This window comes from Frateuria sp. Soil773 (genome assembly GCF_001428405.1).
In the GTDB taxonomy this organism is placed as follows: domain Bacteria; phylum Pseudomonadota; class Gammaproteobacteria; order Xanthomonadales; family Rhodanobacteraceae; genus LMSL01.
In genome coordinates, this window is sequence record NZ_LMSL01000039.1 from 193,725 (window position 1) to 218,182 (window position 24,458).

Consider the following 24,458-nt stretch of genomic DNA (forward strand, 5'->3'; position numbering starts at 1 on the left):
CGTCGCGTGAACATGCCCCGTCATCCCGGCGAAGGCTGGGGTCCAGCGACTCTTGGCGGCAGTGCCGGACATGAAGGAGCTGGATTCCAGTTTTCGCTGGAATGACGTCGGGCGGTGGCAAGGACGTCGCGTGAACACGCCCCGTCATCCCGGCGAAGGCCGGGATCCAGCGACTCTCGGCGGCAGTGCCGGACATGAAGGCGCTGGATTCCAGCTTTCGCNTGTCGCGTGAACATGCCCGTCGTCCCGGCGAAAGCCGGGATCCAGCGACTCTCGGCGGCCATGCGCAGGCATTAAGGTTCCCTGCCCTGACCCTTTCAGGCTCGCCGGAACCATCCCCGACGCCCCGCCCCGGCACTCCGCAGATGACAATCCGGCAGCGGCTGTCATACCGCTGAAACATTCAGCTCATTTCATTGCAACACGGTCCGCATGAAATAGGGGTCGGGCGGGAATCCCCCGTGACGCTTACCCCAGAGGAGCAACCGTGTTGAATGCACCCACTACTCTTTCCCGTATCGGTACGACGGCCGTGATCGCCGCCGCCTCGCTGTTCGGCATGTCCGCGCACGCCACCGACATCACCGGCGCCGGCTCCAGCTTCGTCTATCCGGTACTGTCCAAGTGGTCGGCCGGCTACGCCGAGAAGACCGGCAACAAGCTCAACTACCAGTCGGTCGGCTCGGGCGCCGGCATCGCGCAGATCAAGGAAGGCACGATCGACTTCGGCGCCTCCGACGCGCCGATGAGCGCCGAGGACCTGGGCAAGTTCGGCCTGGGCCAGTTCCCGGTGGTGGTCGGCGGCATCGTGCCGGTGGTCAACATCGCCGGCATCCAGGCCGACCAGCTCAAGCTGGACGGCGCCACCCTGGCCGACATCTTCCTCGGCAAGATCACCAACTGGAACGACCCGAAGATCGCCGCGCTGAACGCCGGCCTCAGCATCCCGGCCGGCAAGATCACCGTGGTGCACCGCTCGGACGGCTCGGGCACCTCGTTCAATTTCACCAACTACCTGTCCAAGGTCAGCAACGAGTGGGCGACCAGGGTGAAGTTCGGCACCGCGGTCGACTGGCCGACCGGCGTGGGCGGCAAGGGCAACGAGGGCGTGTCGCAGTACGTCAAGCAGATCAAGGGCTCGATCGGCTACGTCGAGTACGCCTATGCGGTGAAGAACAAGATCAGCTGGGTCGACCTGAAGAACGCCGCCGGCCAGTTCATCGCCCCGAACGCCGACGCCTTCGCCGCCGCGGCCGCCACCGCGGACTGGGCCAGCGCCAAGGACTTCAACCTGATCATGACCAACGCCCCGGGCGCCAAGGCCTGGCCGATCACCGCCACCACCTGGGTGATCATGTACAAGAAGCCGAAGAACGCCGAGCACACCAAGGTGGCGTTCGACTTCTTCAAGTGGGCGCTGGAAAACGGCCAGCAGCAGGCCGCCTCGCTCGACTACGTCGCGCTGCCGGAAACGCTGGTACGGAAGATCGAGGCCTACTGGGCGTCCGAATACAAGCACTGAGCCCGGGCGCTCCGCGACCCGCCTCCTGCTTTCCCGCGCGCCGGGGAAGCAGGAGGTTTCGTCCGGCCGGCCCCCCAGCCATTCCACCCTACCCGGATCGTTCATGCCAGCCAACGACACCGCAGTTTCCCCGGCCCTCGTCCAGCAGCAGCGCGCCCTGCGCGATGCGCGCGACGACCGGCTGTTCGGCTGGCTGCTGAAAGGCTGCGCCCTGCTGGTGCTGGCCGCCCTGCTCGGTGCCGCCGGCGCCACGCTGTGGGGCGGACGCGACGCGTTCGGCACCTTCGGCTGGCATTTCCTGACCAGTGCCGACTGGGACCCGGGCAACGACCGCTACGGCGCGCTCGTGCCGGTCTACGGCACCCTGGCCACCTCGTTCATCGCCCTGCTGATCGCCGTGCCGGTCAGCTTCGGCATCGCGCTCTACCTCTCCGAAGTCGCGCCGCCATGGCTGCGCACGCCGGTGGCCTCGGCGATCGAGCTGCTGGCCGGCATCCCCTCGATCATCTACGGCATGTGGGGACTCTTCATCTTCGCCCCGTTCTTCGCCGAGCACGTCAAGCCCTGGCTCACCAACTACCTGGGCGACAAGCCCGACGACGGCAAGCTGTCGTGGGTGGCCGAGCACGTGCCGTTCGTGGGCAAGCTGTTCGGCAGCGACTACCCCTTCGGCGCCAGCGTGCTCACCGCCGGCATCGTGCTGGCGGTGATGATCATCCCGTTCATCTCCTCGGTGATGCGCGAGGTGTTCCAGACCGTGCCGACGCGGCTGAAGGAATCGGCCTACGCGCTGGGTTCGAGCACCTGGGAAGTGTCGTGGGACATCGTGCTGCCGTACACGCGCTCGGCGGTGATCGGCGGCATCTTCCTCGGCCTCGGCCGCGCGCTGGGCGAGACCATGGCGGTGACCTTCGTGCTCGGCAACGCGATGCAATTGTCGCCGTCCCTGCTCGATCCGGGCGCCTCGATCGCCTCCACCATCGCCAACCAGTTCAGCGAGGCGGCGGGCCTGCAGAAATCGTCGCTGATGGCGCTGGCCTTCCTGCTGTTCGTGGTCACCTTCATCGTGCTGCTGATCGCGCGCCTGATGCTGCGCCGGCTCGCCCGCAAGGAGGGCCGCTGATGAGCTCCCTGTACCTGCGCCGCCGCGTCACCAACGCGGTGGCCCTGACCCTCAGCATGGGCGCCACCCTGGTCGGCCTGGCCTTCCTGGCCTGGATCCTGTGGGAGACCCTGCGCCAGGGCATCAGCGCGCTGGACCTCAAGCTGTTCGCCAAAATCACCGCCTACGGCGAGGACGGCGGCCTGGCCAACGCGATGGTCGGCAGCCTGATCATCAACTTCGTCGGCATCGCGATCGCCACGCCGATCGGCGTGATGGCCGGCACCTGGCTGGCCGAATACGCCAACCGCACCCGACTCGGCGAGACGATCCGCTTCCTCAACGACATCCTGCTGTCGGCGCCGTCGATCGTGATGGGCCTGTTCGTCTACACCATCGTCGTGCTGCCGAGCACCGCGCTGACCCACGGCAACACCACCTTCTCCGGCTTCGCCGGCGGCGTGGCGCTGGCGCTGATCGCGCTACCGGTGATCGTGCGCACCACCGACGAGATGCTGCGGCTGGTGCCCTCCACCCTGCGCGAGGCGGCGTTGTCGCTGGGTGTGCCGCAGTGGAAGCTGACCTGCCAGATCCTGATCCGCGCCGCCCGCTCGGGCATCATCACCGGCGTGCTGCTGGCGCTGGCGCGCATCAGCGGCGAGACCGCGCCGCTGCTGTTCACTGCGTTCGGCAACAACTACATGACGCTCAACCCGATGGACAAGATGTCCAGCCTGCCGCAGGTGATCTACCAGTACGCCAACGACCCGGGCGACGCGATGCACGCCCTGGCCTGGGCCGGCGCCTTCGTGGTCACCATGTTCGTGCTGCTGCTGAGCCTCGCCTCCCGTCTGGTCCTTTCACGCAACAAGGTGTCCCATGACTGATTCCGCCCTCGCCGCGCACCCGGCGCAGCCCGCGGCCGCGCCGCAGGCTGCGCCGAAGATCGTCGTGCGCGACCTGCACTTCTACTACAACGGCTACCATGCGCTGAAAGGCATCGACATGGGCATCCCGGAGAAGAAGGTCACCGCGATCATCGGCCCCTCCGGCTGCGGCAAGTCGACCCTGCTGCGCATCTTCAACCGCATCTACGCGATCTACCCGAAGCTGGAGGCCAAGGGCGAGATCGTGCTTGACGGCGAGAACATCCTCGACCCGGGCTACTCGATGAACCGCCTGCGCAGCAAGGTCGGCATGGTGTTCCAGAAGCCGGTGCCGTTCCCGATGACGATCTTCGAGAACGTCGCCTACGGCATCCGCCACCACGAGAAGCTGTCCAAGGCCGACATGGATATCCGGGTGGAACAGGCGCTGCGCAGCGCGGCGCTTTGGGACGAGGTGAAGGACAAGCTCAGGCAGAACGCGCTGGGCCTCTCCGGCGGCCAGCAGCAGCGCCTGTGCATCGCCCGCGCCATCGCGCTGAAGCCGGAAGTGCTGCTGCTGGACGAACCCACCTCGGCACTCGACCCGATCGCCACCGGCCGCATCGAGCAACTGGTGGAGGAACTCAAGAGCGAGTACACCATCGTCATCGTCACCCACAACATGCAGCAGGCGGCGCGCTGCTCCGACCTCACCGCCTTCATGTACCTGGGCGAGCTGATCGAGTTCGACGGCACCGAGAAGATCTTCACCAAGCCGGGCAAGAAGCAGACCGAGGACTACATCACCGGCCGGTTCGGATAGGAGCCGGGATTCGGGATTGGGGAATCGGGATTCGTAAAACCGCTCTCCCGCAAGCCCAAGGCCCCGGACAAATGTCACTTCGCCGACGCACCCGGCTCTTTCGAATCCCCAATCCCGAATCCCAAATCCCATGAACAAAGAACACATCATCAAGAGCTACGACAGCGAGCTGACCCGCCTCACCGGCGAGATCGTGCGCATGGGCGAGCTGTCGGTCAGCCAGCTCGAGTCGGCGATCGACGTGATCGACCGCCGCGACGACCGCGCCGCCCAGCGAGTGGTCGGCAACGACGACGCGATCGACCAGCTGGAACAGGAGATCAGCCACGACGTGGTGCGCCTGCTCGCGCTGCGCGCGCCGATGGCCGGCGACCTGCGCAACGTGTTCGCCGCGCTGCGCATCGCCGCCGACATCGAGCGCATCGGCGACTACGCCGCCAACGTGGCCAAGCGCTCGATCCCGCTGTCGATGGTGGCGCCGGTCGCGCCGACCAAGGGCCTGGGCTACCTGGCCGAGCTGGCCGCCAGCGAAGTGCGCGACGTGCTGCTGGCCTACCGCGACCAGGACGCCGAGCGCGCCTACCAGGTATGGAAGGACGATGCCGAGCTGGACGAGGCCTATACCGGCTACTTCCGCCAGTTGCTCACCTACATGATGGAAGACCCGCGCAACATCACGCCGTGCACCCACCTGCTGTTCATGGCGAAGAACATCGAGCGGATCGGCGACCACGCCACCAACATCGCCGAGAACGTGTGGTTCCAGGTGCACGGCGAGCCGCTGAACAAGCAGCGCACCAAGCGCGATTTCACCTCGAATCCGGAGCTGGGCAAGCTCGGCGACGGCGACTGAACCCCGTCGCGCATAGGCGCGCGTCCGCAGGAGCGGCTCCGGGCGCGACAGCAATTGCACGATGAGCATCGGGCTCGATGAGCACCAGGCTACCGCGACCGAAGCCGCTCTACCCTAAGAGCCTGTTCACGATCTCCAAGTATCCCCCCCCAGAAACGTCATCCCAGCGAAGGCTGGGATCCAGTGCCTGTAGGCAACTGAACGCAAAGGCACTGGATTCCTGCTTTCGCAGGAATGACGACAAGGCGGTCGGATCGACNNAAGAGCTTGCTCAAAGCCGCCCAGGCATTCCCTACGAAGCGTCATCCCAGCGAAGGCTGGGATCCAGCGCCTCCAGGTTTCTGGGGAAGGGGAAAGTGGCTGGATGACCGGCCCTTCGGCTGTTGAAAAGCACCTCCTGCTTGACCAGTCCCGCCGCTGTTGAAAAGCGCCTCGCAAGAATGACGAGCGGGAAGCGTCGGGGATTCCAGTCCGATAGGGAGACGGAGGCTTTGAACAGGCTCCAAGGGTGAGGTTTCCACTGTCCCCGCCCGATGTCGAACGCATCACCGGCGCTCCAAGGGCACGGTACACAGCCCTGCGACGACCGCCCCTGCCGAAGGAACAACTCCGGCCGCGACGGCCGATGAACATCGGGACGTCGCGGCCGGGAACTGCTTCCCGAGGCCGGTGCGGCTAATGCGCCGTGAGCTTGAGCCCGATGATGCCGGCAAGGATCAGCGCCACGCACAGCAGCCGCGCCGGCGTCGCCGGATCGCCGAACAGCGCGATGCCGAGGACCACCGCGCCGACCGCGCCGATGCCCGTCCAGATCGCGTAAGCCGTACCGATCGGCAGCGACTTCACCGCCAGTGCCAGCAACACAATGCTGACCAGCATCGCCGACACCGTGCCCACGCTCGGCCACAGGCGGGTGAAGCCCTCGCTGTATTTCAGGCCGATCGCCCAGCCGATCTCGAACAGGCCGGCCAACACCAGATAGATCCACGGCATGACAGTCTCCTCTGTCTGCACAGAGCAGGGTCGTCCCCGCGAGTGGATGATGCGCGACGTGGTCGTCCACGCGCGTCGACGCTTGCTGGCCGTCGCTGCCGTCTTGCCACGACAGGATAGCGCCTGCGGCCACCATCGCAAGGCGGCCGCAGCCTGCGGGTCAGCTGCGGGTTACGCAGCCGGCCATCCGCCGCCTCACCAGGGCGCGATCTTGCGCCCGGCCTCGCGCGCCTCGCGGCGCGCGCGCGAAGAATGCACGATGCCGAACACGCCGATCACGATCCATGCCAGCTGCATCAGGAAGGCCGGCCAGTTGATCGGCCCCTGCCCGAAGGAGAGCGACAGGATCACCCCGATCGCGCCCAGCACGTTCATCAACTGGTAGACCAGCCCGTTGCCGCGCAGCTTGTGCGCCTGCAGCAGCAGGAAGGCCAGCAGCACCAGGGCCACGCCGAGGTAGCCCGCCCAATCGTGCCAGTAGAAAGTCATCGCTTCGCGCTCCGTTGCCGCAAGGCTTCGAACAGCACCACGCCGGTGGCGACGGAGACGTTGAGGCTCTCCATCGCGCCCGGCATCGGGATCTTCGCCACGAAATCGCACAGCTCGCGGGTCAGCCGGCGCATGCCCTCGCCTTCGCTGCCCAGCACCAGCGCCACCGGCCCCTTGAAATCGATGCCGTAGACCGAGCTGTCGGTATCGCCGGCCAGGCCGGTGATCCACACGCCGGCATCCTTCAGTTCGCGCAGCGTGCGGGCCAGGTTGGTCACCGCGATCAGTGGCACCCGGTCGGCGCCACCGGCCGAGGCGCGCCGCACTACCGGCGTGAGCCCCACCGCGCGGTCCTTCGGCACGATCACCGCGGTGACCTTGGCCGCCGCCGCGCTGCGCAGGCAGGCGCCGAGGTTGTGCGGGTCGGTGACACCGTCGAGCACCAGCACCAGGGTATCGGCGCCGTCGCGTTCGAGCAGGCCGGCCAGGTCGTTCTCGTGCGCCAGCGGCGGCGCCTCGTACAGCGCCGCCACGCCCTGGTGGCGCGCCTCGCCGGCGAGCTTGTCCAGTTGCTCGCGCGGGCGGTGGTGCACCGGGATCTTCAGCGCCTTCGCCCGCTCGGCCAGCTCGTGCACGCGCGCGTTGCGCTGGCCGGCCTCGACCAGCAACTCGCGGATGCGCGCGGCATCGTTGCTCAACGCACCTTCGACCGGGTTGATCCCGACGATCCAGCTCTCGCTCATCGCTTGCCTTTCGGTTTCTGCGGCTGCTTGCCGCCCTTCCTGCCGGCGGCGGAGGCCGTCGGCGACTTGCCCAGCTTGTCCGGACCCGGCTTGTTCGAGCTCGACTTGCCTGGGCTCGACTTGCCGGAACCCGGCCTGCTCCGCCCCGGCTTCGGGGCGGCCGGGGCGTCGCCGCGGCGCGGGCGACCCTCGCCCGCCGACGGCGCCGGCGCGTACGAACGCGGGGGCGGATTATCGCTCACCGCGGGCGCGGCGGCGACGCGGTCGTCGCGGCGCCCGAACGCGCGGCCGATCGCCTTGGCCGCCCTGCCGAACATGCCTTGCGGCTTGGCTGGCGCCGCGGCGCGCTTGGGCAGCGAATAGCGCTCGCCGCTGGCGCCGTAGTCGTACGCCTTGCCGCTGCGCGGCGGCGGCGCGGCGGTGCGCGACGGCACCAGCCGGAAGTCGATCTTGCGGTCCTCCAGGCTGGCGCGCAGCACCTGCACGCGCACGTGGTCGCCCAGGCGGAACTGGTCGCCCGTGCGCTCCCCCTTGAGCAGCTTGCGGATCGGATCGAAGTGGTAATAGTCGTTGGCGAGCTGGCTGATGTGCACAAGGCCGGACACCTTCGACTCGTCCATCTCCACGAACAGCCCGAACGAAGTGACGCCGGTGACCACGCCGTCGAACTCGCTGCCGACGTGCTTGGACATCCAGGCGCATTTGAAGCGCTCATCCACGTCGCGCTCGGCCTCCTCGGCGCGGCGCTCGCGCTGCGAGCAGTGCACCGCCATCGCCGCCATCTCGGTCGGCGTATAGGCGTAGTCCTTCGGCTTGCCGCCGGTCAGCGCGTAGCGGATCGCTCGGTGCACCAGCAGGTCCGGATAGCGGCGGATCGGCGAGGTGAAGTGCGCATACGCCTGCAGCGCCAGGCCGAAGTGGCCGCGGTTGTCCGGCTGGTAGGCCGCCATGCTCTGCGAGCGCAGCAGCACCGACTGGATCAGCTCGCGCTCGGGACGGTCGTGCACCAGCGCCAGGATGTCGGCGAAATCGGCCGGCGTGACCTCCTCCACCGGCGGCATGCGCAGCTTGAACTCGCGCAGGAACTGCTGCAGGTCTTCGTACTTCTCCGCCGGCGGCGGCTCGTGCGCGCGGAACAGCGCCGGGATCTTCTTCTTTTCCAGGAACAGCGCCGCCTGCACGTTGGCGGCGATCATGCACTCCTCGATCAGCTTGTGCGCGTCGTTGCGCTCGGTGGCGCCCATCGACTCCACCTCGCCGCGCTGGTCGAGGCGGAACTTCACCTCGGGCGTCTCGAAATCGATCGCGCCGCGACGCTTGCGCTGCGCCGCCATCGCCTTGTACAGCGCATGCAGGTGGCGAAGCTGCGGCAGCACGTCGGCCACCTCCTGCTTCGCATCGGCGTCGTCCAGGCCGACCGCCTGCCACACCTTGTCGTAGGTGAGCCGCGCGTGCGACAGCATCACGGCGTCGTAGAACTTCGACTTGACCACCTCGCCGTCGGCATCGACCTGCATGTCGCAGACCATGCACAGCCGCTCCACCTTCGGGTTGAGCGAGCAGATGCCGTTGGACAGCGTCTCCGGCAGCATCGGCACCACGAAGCCGGGGAAATAGGTGGAGGTGCTGCGTTCGTACGCCTCCTTGTCCAGCGCGCTGCCGATGCGCACGTAGTGCGACACGTCGGCGATCGCCACGATGAGGCGCCAGCCGCCGCCGCGCTTCGGCTCGGCGTAGACCGCGTCGTCGAAGTCGCGCGCGTCGGCGCCGTCGATGGTCACCAGCGGCAGCTTGCGCAGGTCGACCCGGCCCTCGCGCTCGGCGGCGGTGACCTGCGGCTCTACCTGGGCGGCGTCGCGCAGCACCTGGGGCGGCCATTCGTTGGGCAGGTCGTGGCTGGCGATCGCCATCTCCACCAGCAGCGAGGGCTCCAGGCGCTCGCCCAGCACCGCGCGGATCGCGCCGAGCGGACCGCGGTGCGGGGTCGGCGGATCGGTGATCTCGGCCACCACGATCTGCCCCGAGCGCGCCCCTTGCTCCTGTCCCGGCGCGATCATGATGTCCTGGTGCAGGCGGCGGTCGTCCGGCGCCACCAGGGTCACCCCGTTCTCGATCACCACCCGGCCGACCAGCCGCGGCGAGCGCCGCTGCAGCACCTCGACGATCGCACCCTGCCGGCGGCCGCGGCGGTCCACGCCGACCACGCTGGCCAGCACGCGGTCGCCGTGCATCACGCTGCGCATCTGCTGGGGCGACAGGTAGAGGTCCTCGCCGCCCTCGTCCGGGCGCAGGAAGCCGTAGCCCTCGACGTTGGCCAGCACCACGCCGGGGATCAGGTCGAGCTTCTGCGCCGGCGCGTAGCCGCCGCGGCGGCCCTGCAGCAGTTGGCCGTCGCGCACCATCGCGCCGAGCCGCTTGCGCAGGGCGTTGATCCCGTACTCGTCGTCGATCTGCAGGGCGTCGGCGATCGCCGCCTCGGTAAGCATCTCGCCGCGCGCGTCGAGCAGGGCCAGGATCGCCTCGCGGCTGGGGATCGGTCGTTCGTAGCGCTTCGCTTCGCGCTCGGCGTGCGGGTCGTGGACGGCGCCGGCGGGCTTGCGCGCCTTCGCGCCGGTCTCGCCGCTGGCGCCCGTCTTGTTGCCGGCGACCTTGCCGGTACGGCGGGACGACGGTTTGGACATCGTGCGTTTATCGCTGTCTTGCTGCTTGTTTTTTCTGGTCACTTAGGGGCCTTGATGTATTCATCGTGCCCGGCGGGCACGATGCGATGAAAAGGGGTGAAGGGAGTGTTGACAAGATACCGGACGATGTCTAATCTACGCGGCTCACGCAGCCCGCAAAGCTTCGTGAACCACCTGCCCAGGTGGCGGAATTGGTAGACGCACTAGTTTCAGGTACTAGCGGGTAAAACCGTGGAGGTTCGAGTCCTCTCCTGGGCACCAATCAGACAATCCGAGGATAGCCGATGGCGTCCGAGGAAGTCCAAGAAACCCCGCTCCGGCGGGGTTTTTTGTTGGTTTTTGCGTCCGATGCGGTCCGACCCGGATCGCTTGCAGCTCAACTCATACATGGGTACATTCCTGGGTACATTCCGGAAGCCGAACCTCGCCCTGCGATGCTCACGGAAATCGCCATCAAGTCGCTGAAACCGAAGGCGAAAGTCTATCGCGTTCCGGACACGGCGGGCTTGTGCCTCGAAGTGCATCCGAACGGGCGCAAGCATTGGCGTTTCCGCTATCACTACGCCCGCAAGGAACAGATGATGGCGCTGGGACCTTGGCCGGTGCTGTCCCTCGCCCTCGCCCGCCGCAAGCGCGACGACGCGCGGCGGTTGCTCTACGACGGCATCGACCCGGTTCGGCACAAGCGTGAGCAGGCCGAGGCTCGCCTGCGCGAACGCGACGGGCTGTTCCCGATCGTCGCCAAGGCATGGCTCGCGTTCAAGGAAGGCACGGTCGGCAGCGAGACCTACCGCAAGATGACGTTGGTGATCGATGGTGATCTGATCCCCGCCCTGCGGCGTCACTCGGTCACCACGCTCACGACCAAGGATTGTACACCGGTACTGCGCGACATCGCCGCACGCGCGCCCAATCTGGCGACCAAGGCTCGGCAGTACCTCAACGGCATCGTCGACTACGCCATCAAGGAAGGCTTGCGCGAGGACGGCAAGGTGCTGGCACTGCGCGGCACCATTCCGGCCTACGAGAAGCACCACATCGCGGCGATCACCCGTCCCGACGAACTCGGTCCGTTGCTTCGCGCCATCGACGGCTACGGCTCGCCGACGACGCGCGATGCATTGCTGTACGCCTCCTGGACGGCGCTGCGCCCCGCCCTCGTCGCCTCGGCGCAATGGCAGCACATCGACCTCGACGCCGCCGAATGGCACATCCCTGGCGCGTTGATGAAAATGGGACACGACCACATCGTGCCGCTGCCGCGCCAGGCGATCGCCATGCTGCGCGCTCGCCGCGCCGCGCTCCCCGCACGGCAGGCCTACGTGTTCCCGTCGCCCGCTCGGCAGACGACGCCGCACCTGCACAGAGATGCCCTGAGCAAGGCGCTGCGGGACATGGGGTTCCAGGGCAAGCACGCCACGCACGGCTTCCGCGGCACCTTGCGTACGATGGCGCGGGAACGCCTGGGCGTGGACATCGACGTGCTCGAAGCGCAGCTCGCCCACGCCAAGCGGGGCGAGGTGCAGAAGGCCTACGACCGCACCACCTTCGACGATCAGCGCCGCGAGGTCATGCAGACCTGGGCGGACTATCTCGACCAGCGCCGCGCACAGGTGACAACGTCCACGCACGGCACGGCTACCGCCCGTCCAGCAGCCGACGAATATCCTCCGCACGCCACGCGGTTATCCGCTCGCCAAGGACGTGCGTCGGCGGCGGGTAGCGGCCGGACTTCACGCCCGCCCACCAAGTCGAGCGCGAGACGGGAATCAGCGGCGGGATCGCCGGTCGACCGCGGTGCGCGGGCCGGCCGATGATCTGGTGCAGCCGCAGGTAGCCGACGGTCGGCAGCGGTGCGGGCACGTCGCTCGGATGAACTTCCGGAGACGATGGCTCAACCGTCGCGTTGCGGACCATGGGATGCCCTCCTCCGCCGGAATCCCCGATCGCCCGCCATGAACGCGTCGAGCATGAGCGGGATCAACGTCGCCGCATCGACCGCCTCGCCGTAGGTCTGCGCGTGCAGCGCGGCATAGTGGTCGAGATCCGCCTTGAGCCGCGCCGGACACGCGAAGGTCAGCTTGACGGTCTGCAGGTCGGGCAGCGGCCCCAGCCGCAGCCTTTTCGTGGATGCGTTCATGGCATGGGTCCTCGCTGGATGAAAAGCGGCTGGTACGGCCGCAGCACCAGGTCCTTGTTCACCATCACGTCGACCTGGAATCCGGGACGCACCGTCAACGTCGGCTGGATGCTGAGGTTGCGGCGGGTGATCTCCTGGCCGACCTGGTTGGCGGTGTCCTGCGCGCTGTCGCGCAGCGCGACGACCGCATTGCCGTGGATGTCGCCCTCGTTCGACACGGCCAGCTCGGAGCTGACGCCGAGCAGCGTGGACAGCGCGGCACCCGACAGGATGCGGCCCCAGTGCCAGTCCACCGCATCCTCCAGGCCGGCATAGCCTGCCGGATCGATGCCGGGCAGCTTGTCCAGGGCGATCGATGAGGTATCCGGTAGCACCAGGCGCAGCCAGACCAACAGGATGCGCCGCTGCCCGAACGCCACCTGGCTGTCGTAGCGACCAATCAGGCGCGAACCCTGCGGGATCAGTAGATAGTGACCGGTCGCGGTGTCGTACACCGGTTGCGTCACCTCGGCGATGACCTGCCCCGGCAGGTCGGAATTGATGCCCGTCACCAGCGCCGCCGGGATGAGGGTGCCGGCCATCACCGTGTACGGCGAGGCCGGCGCCTGCAGGACGCCCGCGTTGTTCGTGGCGGCATCGTTCCCCTTGGCCAGGAATGCTTCCTTGTGGTTCTGCCGGTTCTGAAGGGTCGTCGGATCGTTGGGCTGCGTCGCCGTGGAGGTCGGTCCGGCCCTCATGGGGTTGAACGCGCTGGTGGTGCTGGCCGCCGGCAGCGTGTTCACCCCCGTCGAAGCGGTGTCGGGCGTCCCGGTGGTGTTGGTCGTACGGAAGAACACTGACGAGCGCGCGACTTCCTCGGCTTGGCGCTGCCGGTCGATGCTTTCGGGCGCCGGTCCCGGATTCGCGGCGCCGCTCGGTAGCGGCGTCATGGCCGACGCCGCGCCCCAGTCGCCCGGCAGCGGCGGGCCGAGCGGCGGCACGCTGGCCGCCGGTGCAGGGACCGGCTTCGACGACAGCTTCGAGTAGTCGGCCGGCAACCGGTCCAGGTCGTCGGCCTTGGCGATCCGATCGACGTTGACCAGGTTGGCCTGGTCGGCCGAGCCGCGCCGGCCCTTCGATTGCAGCGCCCACATCGAGGCCCCGGCAACCGCGAGGGCCAGTACCGTGGCGGACACGGCCAACATGCGGCGGTTGAGCCGCGTCACCGGACGCGGGGCGGCGCGCAGCGCGACGTCCTCGGGCGATACCTTTGGCCCGGGTGGCGGTGCATCGCGGTCAGTCGTGTCCATGGCCGCTCCCCGCGACGAAGCCATCGGTGCGTTCGATGCGCACCACGGCCGCCTTGTCGCCGCCCAGACGCAGCTCGGCCGCACCGAACAGGCGGTCCACGATGTCGTAGGGCGCATGGAACCGGTAGTTCACCAGCTCGCCCTTGCCATCCGGTCCGACCACGAACAGCGGCGGCAGCTCGCCTTGCGCGATACCAGCCGGAAACTGGATATAGACACGCTGGCCGTCGTCGAAGGCCCGCACCGGCTTCCACGGCGGGCTGTCGCCCGTGATCGCATAGCGGAAATGCAACTGGTCCAGCGACAGCCCTTCGGCTACCGGCGCTTGCGCATCGGCGGCCTGCGCCTGGGCCTGCAGGGCCAACATCTGGTCCTTCGGGTAGTCCCACGACACCGACGCCATCCAGGCTTTCGGCGTGGACGTGAGTTCCAGCAGATAGGTGCGCCGGTTCGTGGTGATGACCAGATTGGTCTTGATCCCCGCACGCACCGGCTTGACCATCACGGCCACGCGCGGGCTCGCGCCGCTGCCGCTGGCCGTGTCGCCCACGATCCATTGCACCGTGTCGCCGGCCGCGACCGTCACCAGTGCCTCGCCTGGCTGCAGGTCGATGACCGTCACCCGGCCGGGGCTCGTATAGACCTGGTACAGCGCGCCCTCGGTGAACGGCCAGACCTGGATCGCGTTGATGTAGCCCTCGCGCGCGGGCGCCACGCTGGCCTCGGCATTGGCCTGCTCGACGCGCATCTTCGCATCGGCCGGCTCCGGGGCCGGCTTCGCATCATCCGCTGGCAGCCGCTTCATCTGGTCCGGCAACGGCAAGGGCTTCGGCATCTCCACCACCGCGACCGGCTTGGGCGGTTCGGGCAGCGGCTCGGCCTTCACGGGTGTGTCCAGCGGGATGGCCGGCGGCGGCTTGCCGGTGGTGGCGCAGCCGCTCATCGCGGCCAGGAACGTCAGCAAGCTCACCATGCGAAGCGTGTGCGACTCCAGCGCAAGAGGCTGCGAGAACAATGGGAAGACCTGCACCAGCAGGTCGCTGAGGCGACGCCGATACGCCTGAAGCATGGCCTGATGACGCGCGCCGACTGCGCGCGAACCGTGGGTGGCGCGGCTCCGTCGCCGCGACGAAACAGGAAGCGATGAGGCATTCATGGTGTCGTTCCTTCCGATGCGTTGAGGTCGCGGCTCCAGGACAAGCCGTTGATATAGATGCCAAGGGGATTGCGGCGTACCTGCAGTTCGGTGCGCGGCGTCTGCATGACCAACGTGAGCATCGCGGTCCAGTGCTCGACGTCGATGGGTGTGCCCTCGTGGTAGCGCTGCTCGGTCCAGCGCACCTGGAACGAGGCATCGCTGACGCGCACGACGCTGGTCACGTCCACCGCCACGGAGTCCTGGCCGACGTGGGCGAACGGATCGTGGGTGCGGGCGTAATCGTTCAAGGTCGCCGCGCCCTTATCGGTCGTGTAGCCGTAGGCTTCGAGCCAGTTCTGCCGCACTACCACCGGGTCGATTGACAGCGAGCGCACGTCGGTGATGAAGCGCGCCAGGTGGTAGGCGATCTGTGCGTCGGTGGGCTTGTACGGCGTGACAGCAGATCCCACCGCGCGCACCTGCCCGGCGTGATCGACCTCGACCACATAGGGCGTGACACGCGATTGGCCGGACTGCCAAACGAGCCCGGCCGCCATCAACAGCGCGAGTCCAAGACAGCCGAACGCCATCAGCCGCCAGTTCTTCGCCTGCACGCGAGCGCTGCCGAGGCGTTCATCCCAGACCTGCGCGGCGGCCTGGTAAGGGGTCGCGGGTATGGGAGTGTCGCTGTACCGCACGCCGGGTCGTTTGAAGCGCATGATTCGCCTCCCCTACTCGTTCGAGGGATCGCGCAGCGAGGGGCCTGCCCCGCCGCCGCCGTGATCTGCGGAACGCATGACGTGCGCGGCGGTCGAGGCGCCATGCACGACGTGTTGGCGGCGTTGCAGCCGCCGCGCCCAGTCGGGCGCCTTGTCGTGAGCCGAGGGGACATCGCCGGTCGTTGCCGGTGATGCAGAGGCTTCGCCGGTCGCTTCGCGCGAGGCGGACGGTGCGCCCACACCGACTGCCGACACCACGCGATCGCGCACGGTGCGAGCACCGGCCGCGACCCGTGCACCGGCGGCCTGCGCACCGCTGCGTGCGACGTTGGCCATACCCGCGCCAAAAGCCCGCGCACCGGTCGCGCCTGAGGCCGCCGCGCCCGCGCGATAAGCCGACGCGGCAGCACTCGTCGCGCGTGCGGTGCCGACCGCGCCACGGGCCGCCAGGCGCGTTCCAGCGGCGACCACGGCACCCCCGGTCGCCACGGCCGCACCGCCAGCGACACCGAGGCCCGCCGCCCCCAGCGCCGTACCGGCGGCCGCGCCGGCGCCGAGCTGCGGCGCCCCCGCGACCAGGCCGGTGGCGATGCCCGGTCCGAATAGCCCCAGGCCCAGCATCGTGAGCGAGGCCAGCATGATGGCGAGCGCGTGGTTCAGCGAGGGATCGGCACCGGTCGGCGCCTGGAACTGCCCGAAGATCGTCGAGCCGATGCCGACGATCACGGCCAGCACCAGCACCTTGACGCCGGACGACACCACGTTGCCCAGCACCTTTTCGGCCAGGAACGATGTCTTGTTCCAGAGCGCGAACGGCACCAGCACGAAGCCGGCCAGCGTGGTCAACTTGAACTCCACCAATGTCACGAACAGCTGCACGGCCAGGATGAAGAAACTGATGACCACGACGATCCAAGCCAGCAGCAGCACGACGATCATGTCGAGGTTGCTGAAGACCGCCGTGATGCCGTGGGACATCGTGCCGGCCTGTTGCAGGATCGGCTGGCCGGCCTGGACGCCGATCGCGGCCAGGCGTCCGGGTTGCAGGAAATCGCCGATGCTGACCGATGAACCGGACGCGAGCAGGCCGAGGCCCACGAACGAACGGAATACGATGCCGGCGAGCGTGTTGAAGTTGCCGATGATGTAGGCGAACGCGCCGATGTAGAGCGTCTTGCGGATCAGCTTCGCCAACACGTCCTCGCCGCCCATCGCCCAGAACAGGCCCGCCAGCGTCATGTCGATGACGATCAGCGTGGCCGACAGATACGCGACCTCGCCGTGCAGCAGCCCGAAGCCGGAGTCGATGTACCGGGAGAAGACGGCCAGGAACTGGTCGATGACGGAAAGATCGTTCATGGCTGTGCCCCGTCATCGTCGGCCTCGAAGCTTGCCGGCATCGGCGGCAACGACGTCAGCGTCTGGTATTCCCCGGGACCGCCGAGGCCGAGGAAGAAGCGCCGGGCATACGCCGCGTCCGCGAGCCGACAGGCGGCCTCGCCGGCCCGCATCCGCTCGGCCGCACAGCGATGGCGCAATGCATAGAGGTGCTGTGGGTCATGCGCGAGCGCATCGACTGTCCATGCCGGTTCGTGCCGGCTGCACGTGGCCAGCACCACGACGATGGACAGGACGAGTGCGCGGCCCATCGCCATCAGTTCCCGTAGAAGCCCACCGGCTGCGGCGTGTACTGCAGGCCACGGCCGATGAAGCGGGCGCGCACCTGCGCCGCCTGCGCCTCGTCGGCCGCCGCGCGCGCCTGGTCCAGTGCCATCGCGCGGTCCTGCGACACGGCGAGCTGCTGGGCCTGGATCGCCTGGCGGGCGATCAGCGCCAGCAACTGGTTGGTGGCCTGGCTGGCCTGCAAGGCGCCGACCGCCCCCTGGCTCCGCGTGACCAGGCCGCTCAGCACGCTCTGGTCCGACAGCAGGTTCTGCGCGGCCTGTGACTGCATCTGCGTCGCGGTCTGCAGTGCTTGCACCGAGGTTTGCCAACGCGTTTGCGCGTCCTGCACCATCTGCGCGCGGGACGTGCCGGCACCGTAGGACGACGGATAGAGCCGGTTGAACGCCGCCTGCGACTGCGCCACGTTGAAAGACAGCCCCTGCGCCTGGGCGATCAGCTGGTTCGTGCTCGCCAGCGTGGCCTGCAGCCGCGACAGCGCGCTGTAGTCGAGGCCGGTCAGGTTGCGGCCCTGATTGACCAGCATCTGCGCCTGGTTCTGCAGCTGCTGGATCTGGTTGTCGATCTGTTGCAGCTCGCGCGCGGCGGTCAGCAGGTTCTGCGAGAAGTTCGCCGCGTCGAACACCGCCCATTGCGCGAAGCTCGCCGACGAGCACGTAAGGAAGACGGCGGCGGCGGCAGCCAGCCAGGTCTTTTTCATGGCCGAATCTCCGGTGACGTGGGGAACGAGGGGATGAGGTCGGCGGCCCAGTCGAGGTCGCGGTGGCGCAGCCAGGCGCCGGCAAAACCGGGCGTGCCGGCATCCAGCAGCACGCGGTCGATGTCGCGCTGGTCCTGTGGTGTGGACGCGCCGGCGAACGCCAGCGCGATCGGCCCCAGATCGAGGTCGAACAAGCGGTTGCCGAGACGCGACTGGTAGTAGTAGTCGCGCTTGGGTTCGGCGGTGGCGACGATCTCGATCTGCCGGTCGGTGAGGCCGAAGCTCTCGTAGATCGTGCGAATCTGCGGCTCGAACGCCTGTGGGTTGGCCAGGAAGATGCGGCTCGCGCAGCTCTCGATGATCGCGGGCGCGATGGCCGAGTCCTTGATGTCGGCCAGCGATTGCGTGGCGAAGATGACGCTGACGTTCTTCTTGCGAAGCACTTTCAGCCACTGGCGGATGCGTGCCGCGAACACCGGGTCATCAAGGAACAGCCAGGACTCATCAAGGATCAGCGCCGTCGGCGAGCCGTCGAACCGTTCGCCAAAGCGCGCAAAGAGATAGCCCAGCACCGCCTGCACGGCCGCATGGCTGGCCATCAGTTCCTCCATCTCGAAGCCTTGCACGTCGGCCACACCGAGCCGGTCGTGGTCGGCATCGAGCAGGCGACCGTGCGCGCCGCCGAGCACGTAGGGTGCGAGCGCCTGGCGCAACGCATTCGACTGGAGCAGCACCGACAGGCCGGTCAGCGTGCGTTGTTCGACGGGCACCCCGGCGAGGCTGCCGAGGGCCGACCAGAGGGCGGCCTTCTCGTCGGGTCCGATGACGATGCCCTCGTGCCGGAGGCGCCCTTCGACCCATTCGGCGGCCCACGTGCGATAGCCGGCCTGGTCGATCCGGGCGAGCGGCTGGAAGGCGATGGCCCCGTCCGCGCCCAGGTCGTAATGCTCGCCGCCTAACCCCAAGATCGTGGCGCGCATCGAGCGGCCCATGTCGAAGGCGAAGATGCGCGAATGCCGATAGCGGCGGAACTGCATCGCCAGCACGGCCAGCAGGACCGACTTGCCCATGCCGGTGGGACCGACCACCAGCATGTGCCCGACATCGCCGATGTGCGACACCAGCCGGAACGGCGTGGCGCCGTCGGTGCGCGTGATGATCAGCGGCGGACCGTCCAGGTGCGTGTCGCGCTCCTGCCCTGCCCACACGGCCGACACCGGGATCAGGTGCGCGAGGTTCAACGTGGAAATGATCGGCTGGCGCACGTTGGCGTAGGCATGACCCGGCAACGACGACAGCCACGCCTCCACGGCATTGAGGGTCTCGGGGACCGTGACGAAACCGCGGCCCTGGATCACCCGCTCCACCTGGCGCAGCTTCTCGTCCGCCGCCGTGGCGTCCGCATCCATCACCGTGACGGTGGCCGTCACGTAGCCAAAGGCCACCTGGTCGCTGCCGAGTTCCTGCAAGGCGGCATCCGCGTCGGCGGCCTTGTTGCCGGCGTCGGTATCGACCAGCGGCGACTCCTGCTGGAAGAGGGTCTCGCGCAAGAGCGACACTACGTTCTTGCGCTTGGCGAACCACTGCCGGCGCAGGCGCGTCAGCTCTTTTTCCGCCTCGGCCTTGTCCATGCAGAGGAAGCGTGTGCTCCAGCGGTAGGCGAAGCCCAGGCGGTTGAGATCGTCGAGCAGGCCCGGCCAGGTCGAGGTCGGGAAACCTCGCACCGTCACCACGCGTAGGTGCTGGTCGTCCAGCATGGGCGCGAGACCGCCGGCGAGCGGCGCGTCGGCGAGCAACGCATCCAGGTGGAACGGCACTTCGGGCACCGCGATGCGGTAGCGCCGCGGGGAAAGGCAGCCGTGCAGGTAGGTCAGCGTCTCGCCGTCGTCCAGCCAGGCGATCTCCGGCATCACGCCGTCGAGCAGGTCGAACACGCGGTCGGTCTCGGCGATGAACGCCGTGAGCCGTTCGTGCCAGTCCACGCCGGCTGTCGACGTGTTCTCGTACAGGAGCCTCGCGGCCCGCGCCTTCGATTCCTCCGGCGGCAGGTACGTCAGCGTCAGGTGGTAGCGGCTCTCGTAGTGGCGGCCGACCGCCTCGAACGCGGCACGCCGTTCCTCGTCCACCAGCCAGGACAGCGGCTCGGGGAAAGCCGAGTACGGATAGTCCGCCGTCGGCCGGCGTTTGGCCTCGACAAATAGCGCCCAGCCCGAACCGAGCCGACGCAGCGCGTTGTTCAGGCGCGCGGTGGTGGCGACCAGCTCGCCGGGCGTCGCGCTGTACAGGTCCGGCCCGCGGAAACGGGCGGTGCGCTGGAAGGAGCCGTCCTTGTTCAGCACCACGCCAGGCGCGACCAAGCCCGCCCACGGCAACCAATCGGCCAGTCGGGCGGGACGCGGGCGGTATTCGGCGAGGTTCCACACGGCGTCGGCCTCACACGTCCAGTAGCGGCCGGTGCTTCAGGTGTCGCGCGAACACCGGCATGAACTGCGGATCGACACGGGCGCCCCACACCGCCAGCGAATGGCCGATCAGCCACAACGCGATGCCGGGCAGCCACAACTGCAGCCCGAGCCCGATGGCGGCGGCGAGCGTACCGTTCGCGATCGCCACCGTGCGCGGTGCACCGCCCAGCAGGATCGGCTCGGTGAGCGAGCGATGCAGGGGCGCCTCGAAACCGGCGATGAAGGCGGCCTCGCTCATGCGACCACCGCACCGCCGGAGAAGCTGAAGAAGCTCAGGAAGAAGCTCGATGCGGCGAACGCGATCGACAACCCGAACACGATCTGGATCAGCCGCCGGAAGCCGCCGCTGGTATCGCCGAAGGCGAGCGTCAGACCCGTCACGATGATGATGATGACGGCGACGATCTTGGCGACCGGTCCCTGGATCGAGTCGAGAATGGACTGCAGCGGGGCTTCCCACGGCATGTTGGAGCCGGCCGCGCGCGCAGCCGTCGCTGCCAGGCACGACAGCAGCACGGCCACCCACGGCCCGACGCTACTGAAAGGCGGATCGTCGCAAAGACGGATGCGTGTCATGACGGGACTCCGGGAAGGAGGGATGAGAGAGGCGGCGCGCCCGACACGGGATCGAGCCGATAGCCACGTGTGTCGAAACCGACGACACGGGCGATGTCCTGGACGCGCCGGGCGCGGCCGCGTCCGGCGATGAAGACGACGACATTGACGGCCTCGGCAATCAGTGCGCGCGGCGGATTTACCGCGACTTCCAGGATCAGTTGCTCCAGGCGCAGCAGCGCACCGTGCGCCGAACCGGCGTGGACGGTGGCCAGGCCACCCGGATGGCCGGTGCCCCATACCTTGATGAGATCGAGGGCTTCGCCGCCGCGCACCTCGCCGACGATCACGCGGTCGGGGCGCAAGCGCATCGTGGCGCGCACCAGCTCGGTCATCGACACGGCGCCGGGCAGCGTGTGCAGCGGCACGTGGTCGCGAGCCGCGCATTGCAGCTCCACCGTGTCTTCGAGGACCAGCACGCGGTCGCCGGTGGCCGCGATCTCCACGAGCAGCGCGTTGGCGAGCGTGGTCTTGCCGCTGCTGGTGCCGCCGGCAATCAGGATGTTCTGTCGCTCGCGCACGGCGCGGCGCAGGAACGCGGCTTGGTCTTCCGCGAGAACGCCATCGGCGATGTAGCGGTCCAGGTCGATGACACCCACGGCGCGCTTGCGCAGCGCGAAGGCCGGACCCGGTGCCGCAGGCGGCAGCACACCCTCGAAGCGCTCGCCCGTCTCGGGCAGCTCCGCGGACAGAAGTGGCTTGCCGGCGTGGACTTCGGCGCGCACATGAGAAGCGACCAGCCGAATGATGCGTTCGCCATCGGCCGCAGTCAGCGACGCGCCCGTCGGCGCACGCCCCGATGAAAGCCGGTCGATCCAGAGCCTGCCATCCGGATTCAGCAAAACCTCCACCACGTCCGGATCATCCAGCGCGGCGGAGATCAGCGGGCCCATGGCCGTGCGCAGCATACGCACGCGCCGGTCGAGGGAGCGCGCCGCGGGGCTTAGATCGAGCGGCCGCATGCTCATGGCGTTTCTCCGTCGACCTGCATCTCCGATGCGGCGGCATCGGATTCGCGACGCGCGGTGTCCGGCTGGATCTCCTCCGTCAGGTCGCGCAGCAGGCCACGACCGCGCAAGAGGTGCCGGCCGAGCTGTTCGACAAACTGCGCGAAACGCGCCTTGCCCTGGGCGCGCACGGCGTCCTGGTGCGCTTCCGGTACGGGTGTCGTGACCGATAGGTAGTAGCGCACGTACAGCGCGACGGTCTCGATCAGGATGGCCTGGTCGCGCTCCAAGCGTTCGTACTGGCGCGTGAGCCGATCCAGTCGGCGGGCGATGATCGCCTCGCGTTGGTCACCTGCGTTGGGCGACAGCCAGGATGCGAGCGCCGCCGCAACGATGGACGACTTGGACACGCCCTTCTTGGCGGCCAGCTCGTCGAGCCGCCGTGCATGTTCGGGCGGGATGAACAGATTGAGGCGGTACCGGCTCATAGCGACATCCCATCCGCCGGATCGAGGGAGGCCAGCCGCGCCGCACGTTGCAGGCCCGGATCGATTGACGCGGGCATGGGTAGCGGCAGGTCGTCGTCGTCGAGCAACGCCAGGTCGCTGGCCTGCGTGCCGAGTTCCGCGGCATGGCCAGCCACCTCGGCCAACTCGGGTTGGCGACGCGGGCCTCCGTCGCCGGTCATGCCCTGGTCGCCACCGACCGATGTCTGCACCGGCGTAGCGGGAATCGCCAGGCCACTCCAATCGTCGGTACGTGCAGGTGGCACGTCGCCATAGCGTTCGGTCGACAGGCCGGGCGGCGGCAGCACGCGGCGCTTGAAATTGGCGTCGGTGTAGTAACGCAGCTTCTTCGCCTTGATCGGCGCCACGCTGGAAACCATCACCACGGCCTCGTCAGACGGAAGCTGCATCACCTCGCCCGGCGTGAGCAACGGGCGCGCCGTCTCCTGGCGCGAGACCATCAGGTGGCCGAGCCACGGTGCAAGCCGATGGCCGGCGTAGTTGCGCATGGCGCGCAGTTCGGTCGCGGTGCCCAGCGTCTCGGAGATGCGCTTGGCGGTGCGCTCGTCGTTGGTGGCGAACGTCACGCGCACGTGGCAGTTGTCGAGGATCGAATGGTTCTGTCCATAGGCTTTGTCGATCTGGTTGAGCGACTGCGCGATAAGGAAGCTGCGGATGCCGTAGCCGGCCATGAAAGCGAGCGCGCTTTCGAAGAAGTCGAGACGACCGAGGGCGGGGAACTCGTCCAACATCAGCAGCAGCTTGTGCCGCCGCACGATGCCGTCGGAGCCGTCGAGCGATTCGGTCAACCGGCGGCCGATCTGGTTGAGGATCAGCCGGATCAGCGGTTTGGTGCGGCTGATGTCCGACGGCGGCACCACTAGGTAGAGCGATACCGGATGGTCGGATGCGATCAGGTCCGCGATGCGCCAGTCGCAGCGCGAGGTCACTTCGGCCACCGTGGGGTCGCGGTACAAGCCGAGGAACGACATGGCGGTGGAGAGCACGCCCGAACGCTCGTTTTCCGACTTGTTCAACACTTCGCGTGCGGCCGAGGCGACGACGGGATGCGGGGCGTCGCCCAGGTGCTTCGTCGTCATCATCCGGTGCAGCGTCACCTCGAACGGGCATGCCGGATCGGAGAGAAAATTGGCGACGCCGCGCAGCGTCTTGTCCTCACCGGCATAGAGCACGTGCAGGATTGCCCCTACCAGGAGCGCATGCGAGGTCTTCTCCCAATGGTTCCTGCGTTCGAGCGCCCCTTCGGGATCGACGAGGATGTCCGCGATGTTCTGCACGTCGCGTACTTCGTCCGTGCCGCGCCGGACTTCCAGCAGCGGGTTGTACGCCGCCGACTTTGGATCGGTCGGGTTGAACAGCAGGCAGTGCGAGAAGCGTGCACGCCAGCCGGCGGTGGTCTGCCAGTTCTCGCCCTTGATGTCATGGATGACGGCCGAAGCCGGCCAGGTCAGCAGAGTGGGAATGACCAACCCCACGCCCTTGCCCGAGCGGGTGGGGGCAAAGGTCAGGACGTGTTCGGGACCGTCGTGGCGCAGGTACTGACCGTCATACAGGCCCAGGAAAACGCCGGCTGGCTTGTCCAGCCCCGCCTTGCGGATGTCGCGGGCGTTGGCCCAGCGCGCCGAGCCGTAGGTAGTGACGAGGTGCGATTGCCGCGCACGCCATACCGACATGCCGATGGCGACCGTGGCGGCGGTGATACCGCTCGTCGCGGCGATGGCGCCGCCTTTGATAAACAAGCGCGGCGCATAGGCGTCGTACCAGTACCACCACTGGAACAGTTGCCATGGGCGGTAGATGGGCACGCCCAGGCAGTCGAACCAAGGCGTGCCGAGGCGTAGCTGGTAGCCCAGGTGCGCGGCGGTCCATTGGGTCGCAACCCAAGTTCCTGCGACCACGATACCGACCACCGCCAGCATCTGGCCGAACAGCACACTGGTACCGTTCACGCCGGCCTCCGACCTTCTCTTGCTCTACGCGACGGGGACGTGTCGCATGGCGAGGAGAATCGGTGCCGCTGTCAGCCTCGGTCAAAGGCTGTTTTGGCCGTAAAAATGGCTATAAATGTCGTAATTCCAGTTGCATCGGGCACTGGAGAGAAGCAGCTTGCCAAGGCGTATTCTGGCGCTCAGATCGACTTGAGTAGAGTCTGCGCCTAGCACC

The 24,458-nt window shown here is 67.9% G+C and carries 23 protein-coding genes and 1 tRNA gene; 7 read left to right on the top strand and 17 right to left on the bottom strand.

Going from position 1 to position 24,458, the window contains the following annotated elements:
* The first annotated feature begins 517 nt into the window (after nucleotides 1–517).
* From pstS to phoU, 5 genes are all read left to right on the top strand, one after another.
* Nucleotides 518–1,522 (top strand): phosphate ABC transporter substrate-binding protein PstS, encoded by a 1,005-nt coding sequence (gene pstS / locus ASG87_RS12835; protein WP_268761816.1) that lies wholly within the window; start codon nucleotides 518–520, stop codon nucleotides 1,520–1,522.
* Nucleotides 1,523–1,625: 103 nt separating this feature from the next.
* The gene (gene pstC, locus ASG87_RS12840; protein ID WP_056005676.1) at nucleotides 1,626–2,645 is read left to right on the top strand and encodes a phosphate ABC transporter permease subunit PstC; all 1,020 of its coding nucleotides are present in this window, start codon (nucleotides 1,626–1,628) and stop codon (nucleotides 2,643–2,645) included.
* Nucleotides 2,645–3,511: a phosphate ABC transporter permease PstA gene (pstA, locus tag ASG87_RS12845; RefSeq protein WP_056005679.1), complete on the top strand. Its 867-nt coding sequence runs from the start codon at nucleotides 2,645–2,647 to the stop codon at nucleotides 3,509–3,511. The genes pstC and pstA overlap by 1 nt, the downstream gene beginning before the upstream one ends.
* The gene (gene pstB / locus ASG87_RS12850; RefSeq protein ID WP_056005683.1) at nucleotides 3,504–4,313 is read left to right on the top strand and encodes a phosphate ABC transporter ATP-binding protein PstB; all 810 of its coding nucleotides are present in this window, start codon (nucleotides 3,504–3,506) and stop codon (nucleotides 4,311–4,313) included. The genes pstA and pstB overlap by 8 nt, the downstream gene beginning before the upstream one ends.
* Before the next feature lie 130 nt (nucleotides 4,314–4,443).
* Complete coding sequence (phoU, locus tag ASG87_RS12855; RefSeq protein ID WP_056005686.1) at nucleotides 4,444–5,166, top strand: phosphate signaling complex protein PhoU; 723 nt, start codon at nucleotides 4,444–4,446, stop codon at nucleotides 5,164–5,166.
* A gap of 675 nt (nucleotides 5,167–5,841) precedes the next feature.
* Here the strand turns inward: phoU and sugE are convergent.
* The 4 genes from sugE to rnr all read right to left on the bottom strand — a co-directional run bounded on the left by sugE (nucleotide 5,842) and on the right by rnr (nucleotide 10,072).
* Nucleotides 5,842–6,159 carry a quaternary ammonium compound efflux SMR transporter SugE gene (gene sugE, locus ASG87_RS12860; RefSeq protein WP_056005689.1) on the bottom strand — a complete coding sequence of 106 codons (318 nt, stop codon included), beginning with the start codon at nucleotides 6,157–6,159 and terminating at the stop codon, nucleotides 5,842–5,844.
* Nucleotides 6,160–6,354: 195 nt separating this feature from the next.
* Nucleotides 6,355–6,648, bottom strand: coding sequence for a hypothetical protein (locus ASG87_RS12865; protein ID WP_056005692.1), 294 nt, complete (start codon nucleotides 6,646–6,648; stop codon nucleotides 6,355–6,357).
* Nucleotides 6,645–7,391, bottom strand: coding sequence for a 23S rRNA (guanosine(2251)-2'-O)-methyltransferase RlmB (gene rlmB, locus ASG87_RS12870; protein WP_056005695.1), 747 nt, complete (start codon nucleotides 7,389–7,391; stop codon nucleotides 6,645–6,647). Before rlmB ends, ASG87_RS12865 begins: the two co-directional genes overlap by 4 nt.
* A complete protein-coding gene (gene rnr, locus ASG87_RS12875) occupies nucleotides 7,388–10,072 on the bottom strand; it encodes a ribonuclease R (protein WP_157511077.1) in 2,685 nt (894 codons plus the stop codon). Before rnr ends, rlmB begins: the two co-directional genes overlap by 4 nt.
* Nucleotides 10,073–10,248: 176 nt before the next feature.
* Between rnr and ASG87_RS12880 the strand changes: the two genes are divergently transcribed.
* Both ASG87_RS12880 and ASG87_RS12885 read left to right on the top strand, forming a co-directional pair.
* Nucleotides 10,249–10,333: transfer RNA gene (locus ASG87_RS12880), tRNA-Leu, on the top strand.
* 173 nt (nucleotides 10,334–10,506) lie between these two features.
* Nucleotides 10,507–11,889: an integrase arm-type DNA-binding domain-containing protein gene (locus ASG87_RS12885; protein ID WP_157511078.1), complete on the top strand. Its 1,383-nt coding sequence runs from the start codon at nucleotides 10,507–10,509 to the stop codon at nucleotides 11,887–11,889.
* Between the two features lie 77 nt (nucleotides 11,890–11,966).
* Here the strand turns inward: ASG87_RS12885 and ASG87_RS12890 are convergent, their stop codons facing one another.
* The 13 genes from ASG87_RS12890 to ASG87_RS12950 all read right to left on the bottom strand — a co-directional run bounded on the left by ASG87_RS12890 (nucleotide 11,967) and on the right by ASG87_RS12950 (nucleotide 24,244).
* Nucleotides 11,967–12,212 (bottom strand): DUF2274 domain-containing protein, encoded by a 246-nt coding sequence (locus ASG87_RS12890; RefSeq protein ID WP_056005698.1) that lies wholly within the window; start codon nucleotides 12,210–12,212, stop codon nucleotides 11,967–11,969.
* Nucleotides 12,209–13,501, bottom strand: coding sequence for a TrbI/VirB10 family protein (locus tag ASG87_RS12895; protein WP_056005701.1), 1,293 nt, complete (start codon nucleotides 13,499–13,501; stop codon nucleotides 12,209–12,211). The genes ASG87_RS12890 and ASG87_RS12895 overlap by 4 nt, the downstream gene beginning before the upstream one ends.
* Complete coding sequence (gene trbG, locus ASG87_RS12900; protein ID WP_056006476.1) at nucleotides 13,488–14,474, bottom strand: P-type conjugative transfer protein TrbG; 987 nt, start codon at nucleotides 14,472–14,474, stop codon at nucleotides 13,488–13,490. The genes ASG87_RS12895 and trbG overlap by 14 nt, the downstream gene beginning before the upstream one ends.
* Nucleotides 14,475–14,653: 179 nt before the next feature.
* Nucleotides 14,654–15,358 carry a conjugal transfer protein TrbF gene (gene trbF / locus ASG87_RS12905; RefSeq protein ID WP_056005704.1) on the bottom strand — a complete coding sequence of 235 codons (705 nt, stop codon included), beginning with the start codon at nucleotides 15,356–15,358 and terminating at the stop codon, nucleotides 14,654–14,656.
* Nucleotides 15,359–15,370: 12 nt separating this feature from the next.
* On the bottom strand, nucleotides 15,371–16,717 hold the full coding sequence (gene trbL / locus ASG87_RS12910; protein WP_056005707.1) for a P-type conjugative transfer protein TrbL: 1,347 nt from the start codon (nucleotides 16,715–16,717) through the stop codon (nucleotides 15,371–15,373).
* On the bottom strand, nucleotides 16,714–17,007 hold the full coding sequence (locus tag ASG87_RS12915) for a hypothetical protein (RefSeq protein WP_056006479.1): 294 nt from the start codon (nucleotides 17,005–17,007) through the stop codon (nucleotides 16,714–16,716). The genes trbL and ASG87_RS12915 overlap by 4 nt, the downstream gene beginning before the upstream one ends.
* Nucleotides 17,008–17,012: 5 nt before the next feature.
* A complete protein-coding gene (gene trbJ, locus ASG87_RS12920; protein WP_056005711.1) occupies nucleotides 17,013–17,741 on the bottom strand; it encodes a P-type conjugative transfer protein TrbJ in 729 nt (242 codons plus the stop codon).
* Nucleotides 17,738–20,164, bottom strand: a complete 2,427-nt coding sequence (gene trbE / locus ASG87_RS12925; protein ID WP_056005714.1) for a conjugal transfer protein TrbE — start codon at nucleotides 20,162–20,164, stop codon at nucleotides 17,738–17,740. Before trbE ends, trbJ begins: the two co-directional genes overlap by 4 nt.
* A 10-nt stretch (nucleotides 20,165–20,174) precedes the next feature.
* The gene (locus ASG87_RS12930; RefSeq protein WP_056005717.1) at nucleotides 20,175–20,444 is read right to left on the bottom strand and encodes a VirB3 family type IV secretion system protein; all 270 of its coding nucleotides are present in this window, start codon (nucleotides 20,442–20,444) and stop codon (nucleotides 20,175–20,177) included.
* Nucleotides 20,441–20,782 carry a TrbC/VirB2 family protein gene (locus ASG87_RS12935; RefSeq protein WP_056005719.1) on the bottom strand — a complete coding sequence of 114 codons (342 nt, stop codon included), beginning with the start codon at nucleotides 20,780–20,782 and terminating at the stop codon, nucleotides 20,441–20,443. The genes ASG87_RS12930 and ASG87_RS12935 overlap by 4 nt, the downstream gene beginning before the upstream one ends.
* Entirely contained in the window at nucleotides 20,779–21,789 is a 1,011-nt protein-coding gene (trbB, locus tag ASG87_RS12940; RefSeq protein WP_056005722.1) for a P-type conjugative transfer ATPase TrbB, read from the bottom strand. The genes ASG87_RS12935 and trbB overlap by 4 nt, the downstream gene beginning before the upstream one ends.
* Entirely contained in the window at nucleotides 21,786–22,256 is a 471-nt protein-coding gene (locus ASG87_RS12945) for a ribbon-helix-helix protein, CopG family (RefSeq protein WP_056005723.1), read from the bottom strand. The genes trbB and ASG87_RS12945 overlap by 4 nt, the downstream gene beginning before the upstream one ends.
* The gene (locus tag ASG87_RS12950) at nucleotides 22,253–24,244 is read right to left on the bottom strand and encodes a conjugal transfer protein TraG (protein WP_056005725.1); all 1,992 of its coding nucleotides are present in this window, start codon (nucleotides 24,242–24,244) and stop codon (nucleotides 22,253–22,255) included. Before ASG87_RS12950 ends, ASG87_RS12945 begins: the two co-directional genes overlap by 4 nt.
* Nucleotides 24,245–24,458: the final 214 nt, after the last annotated feature.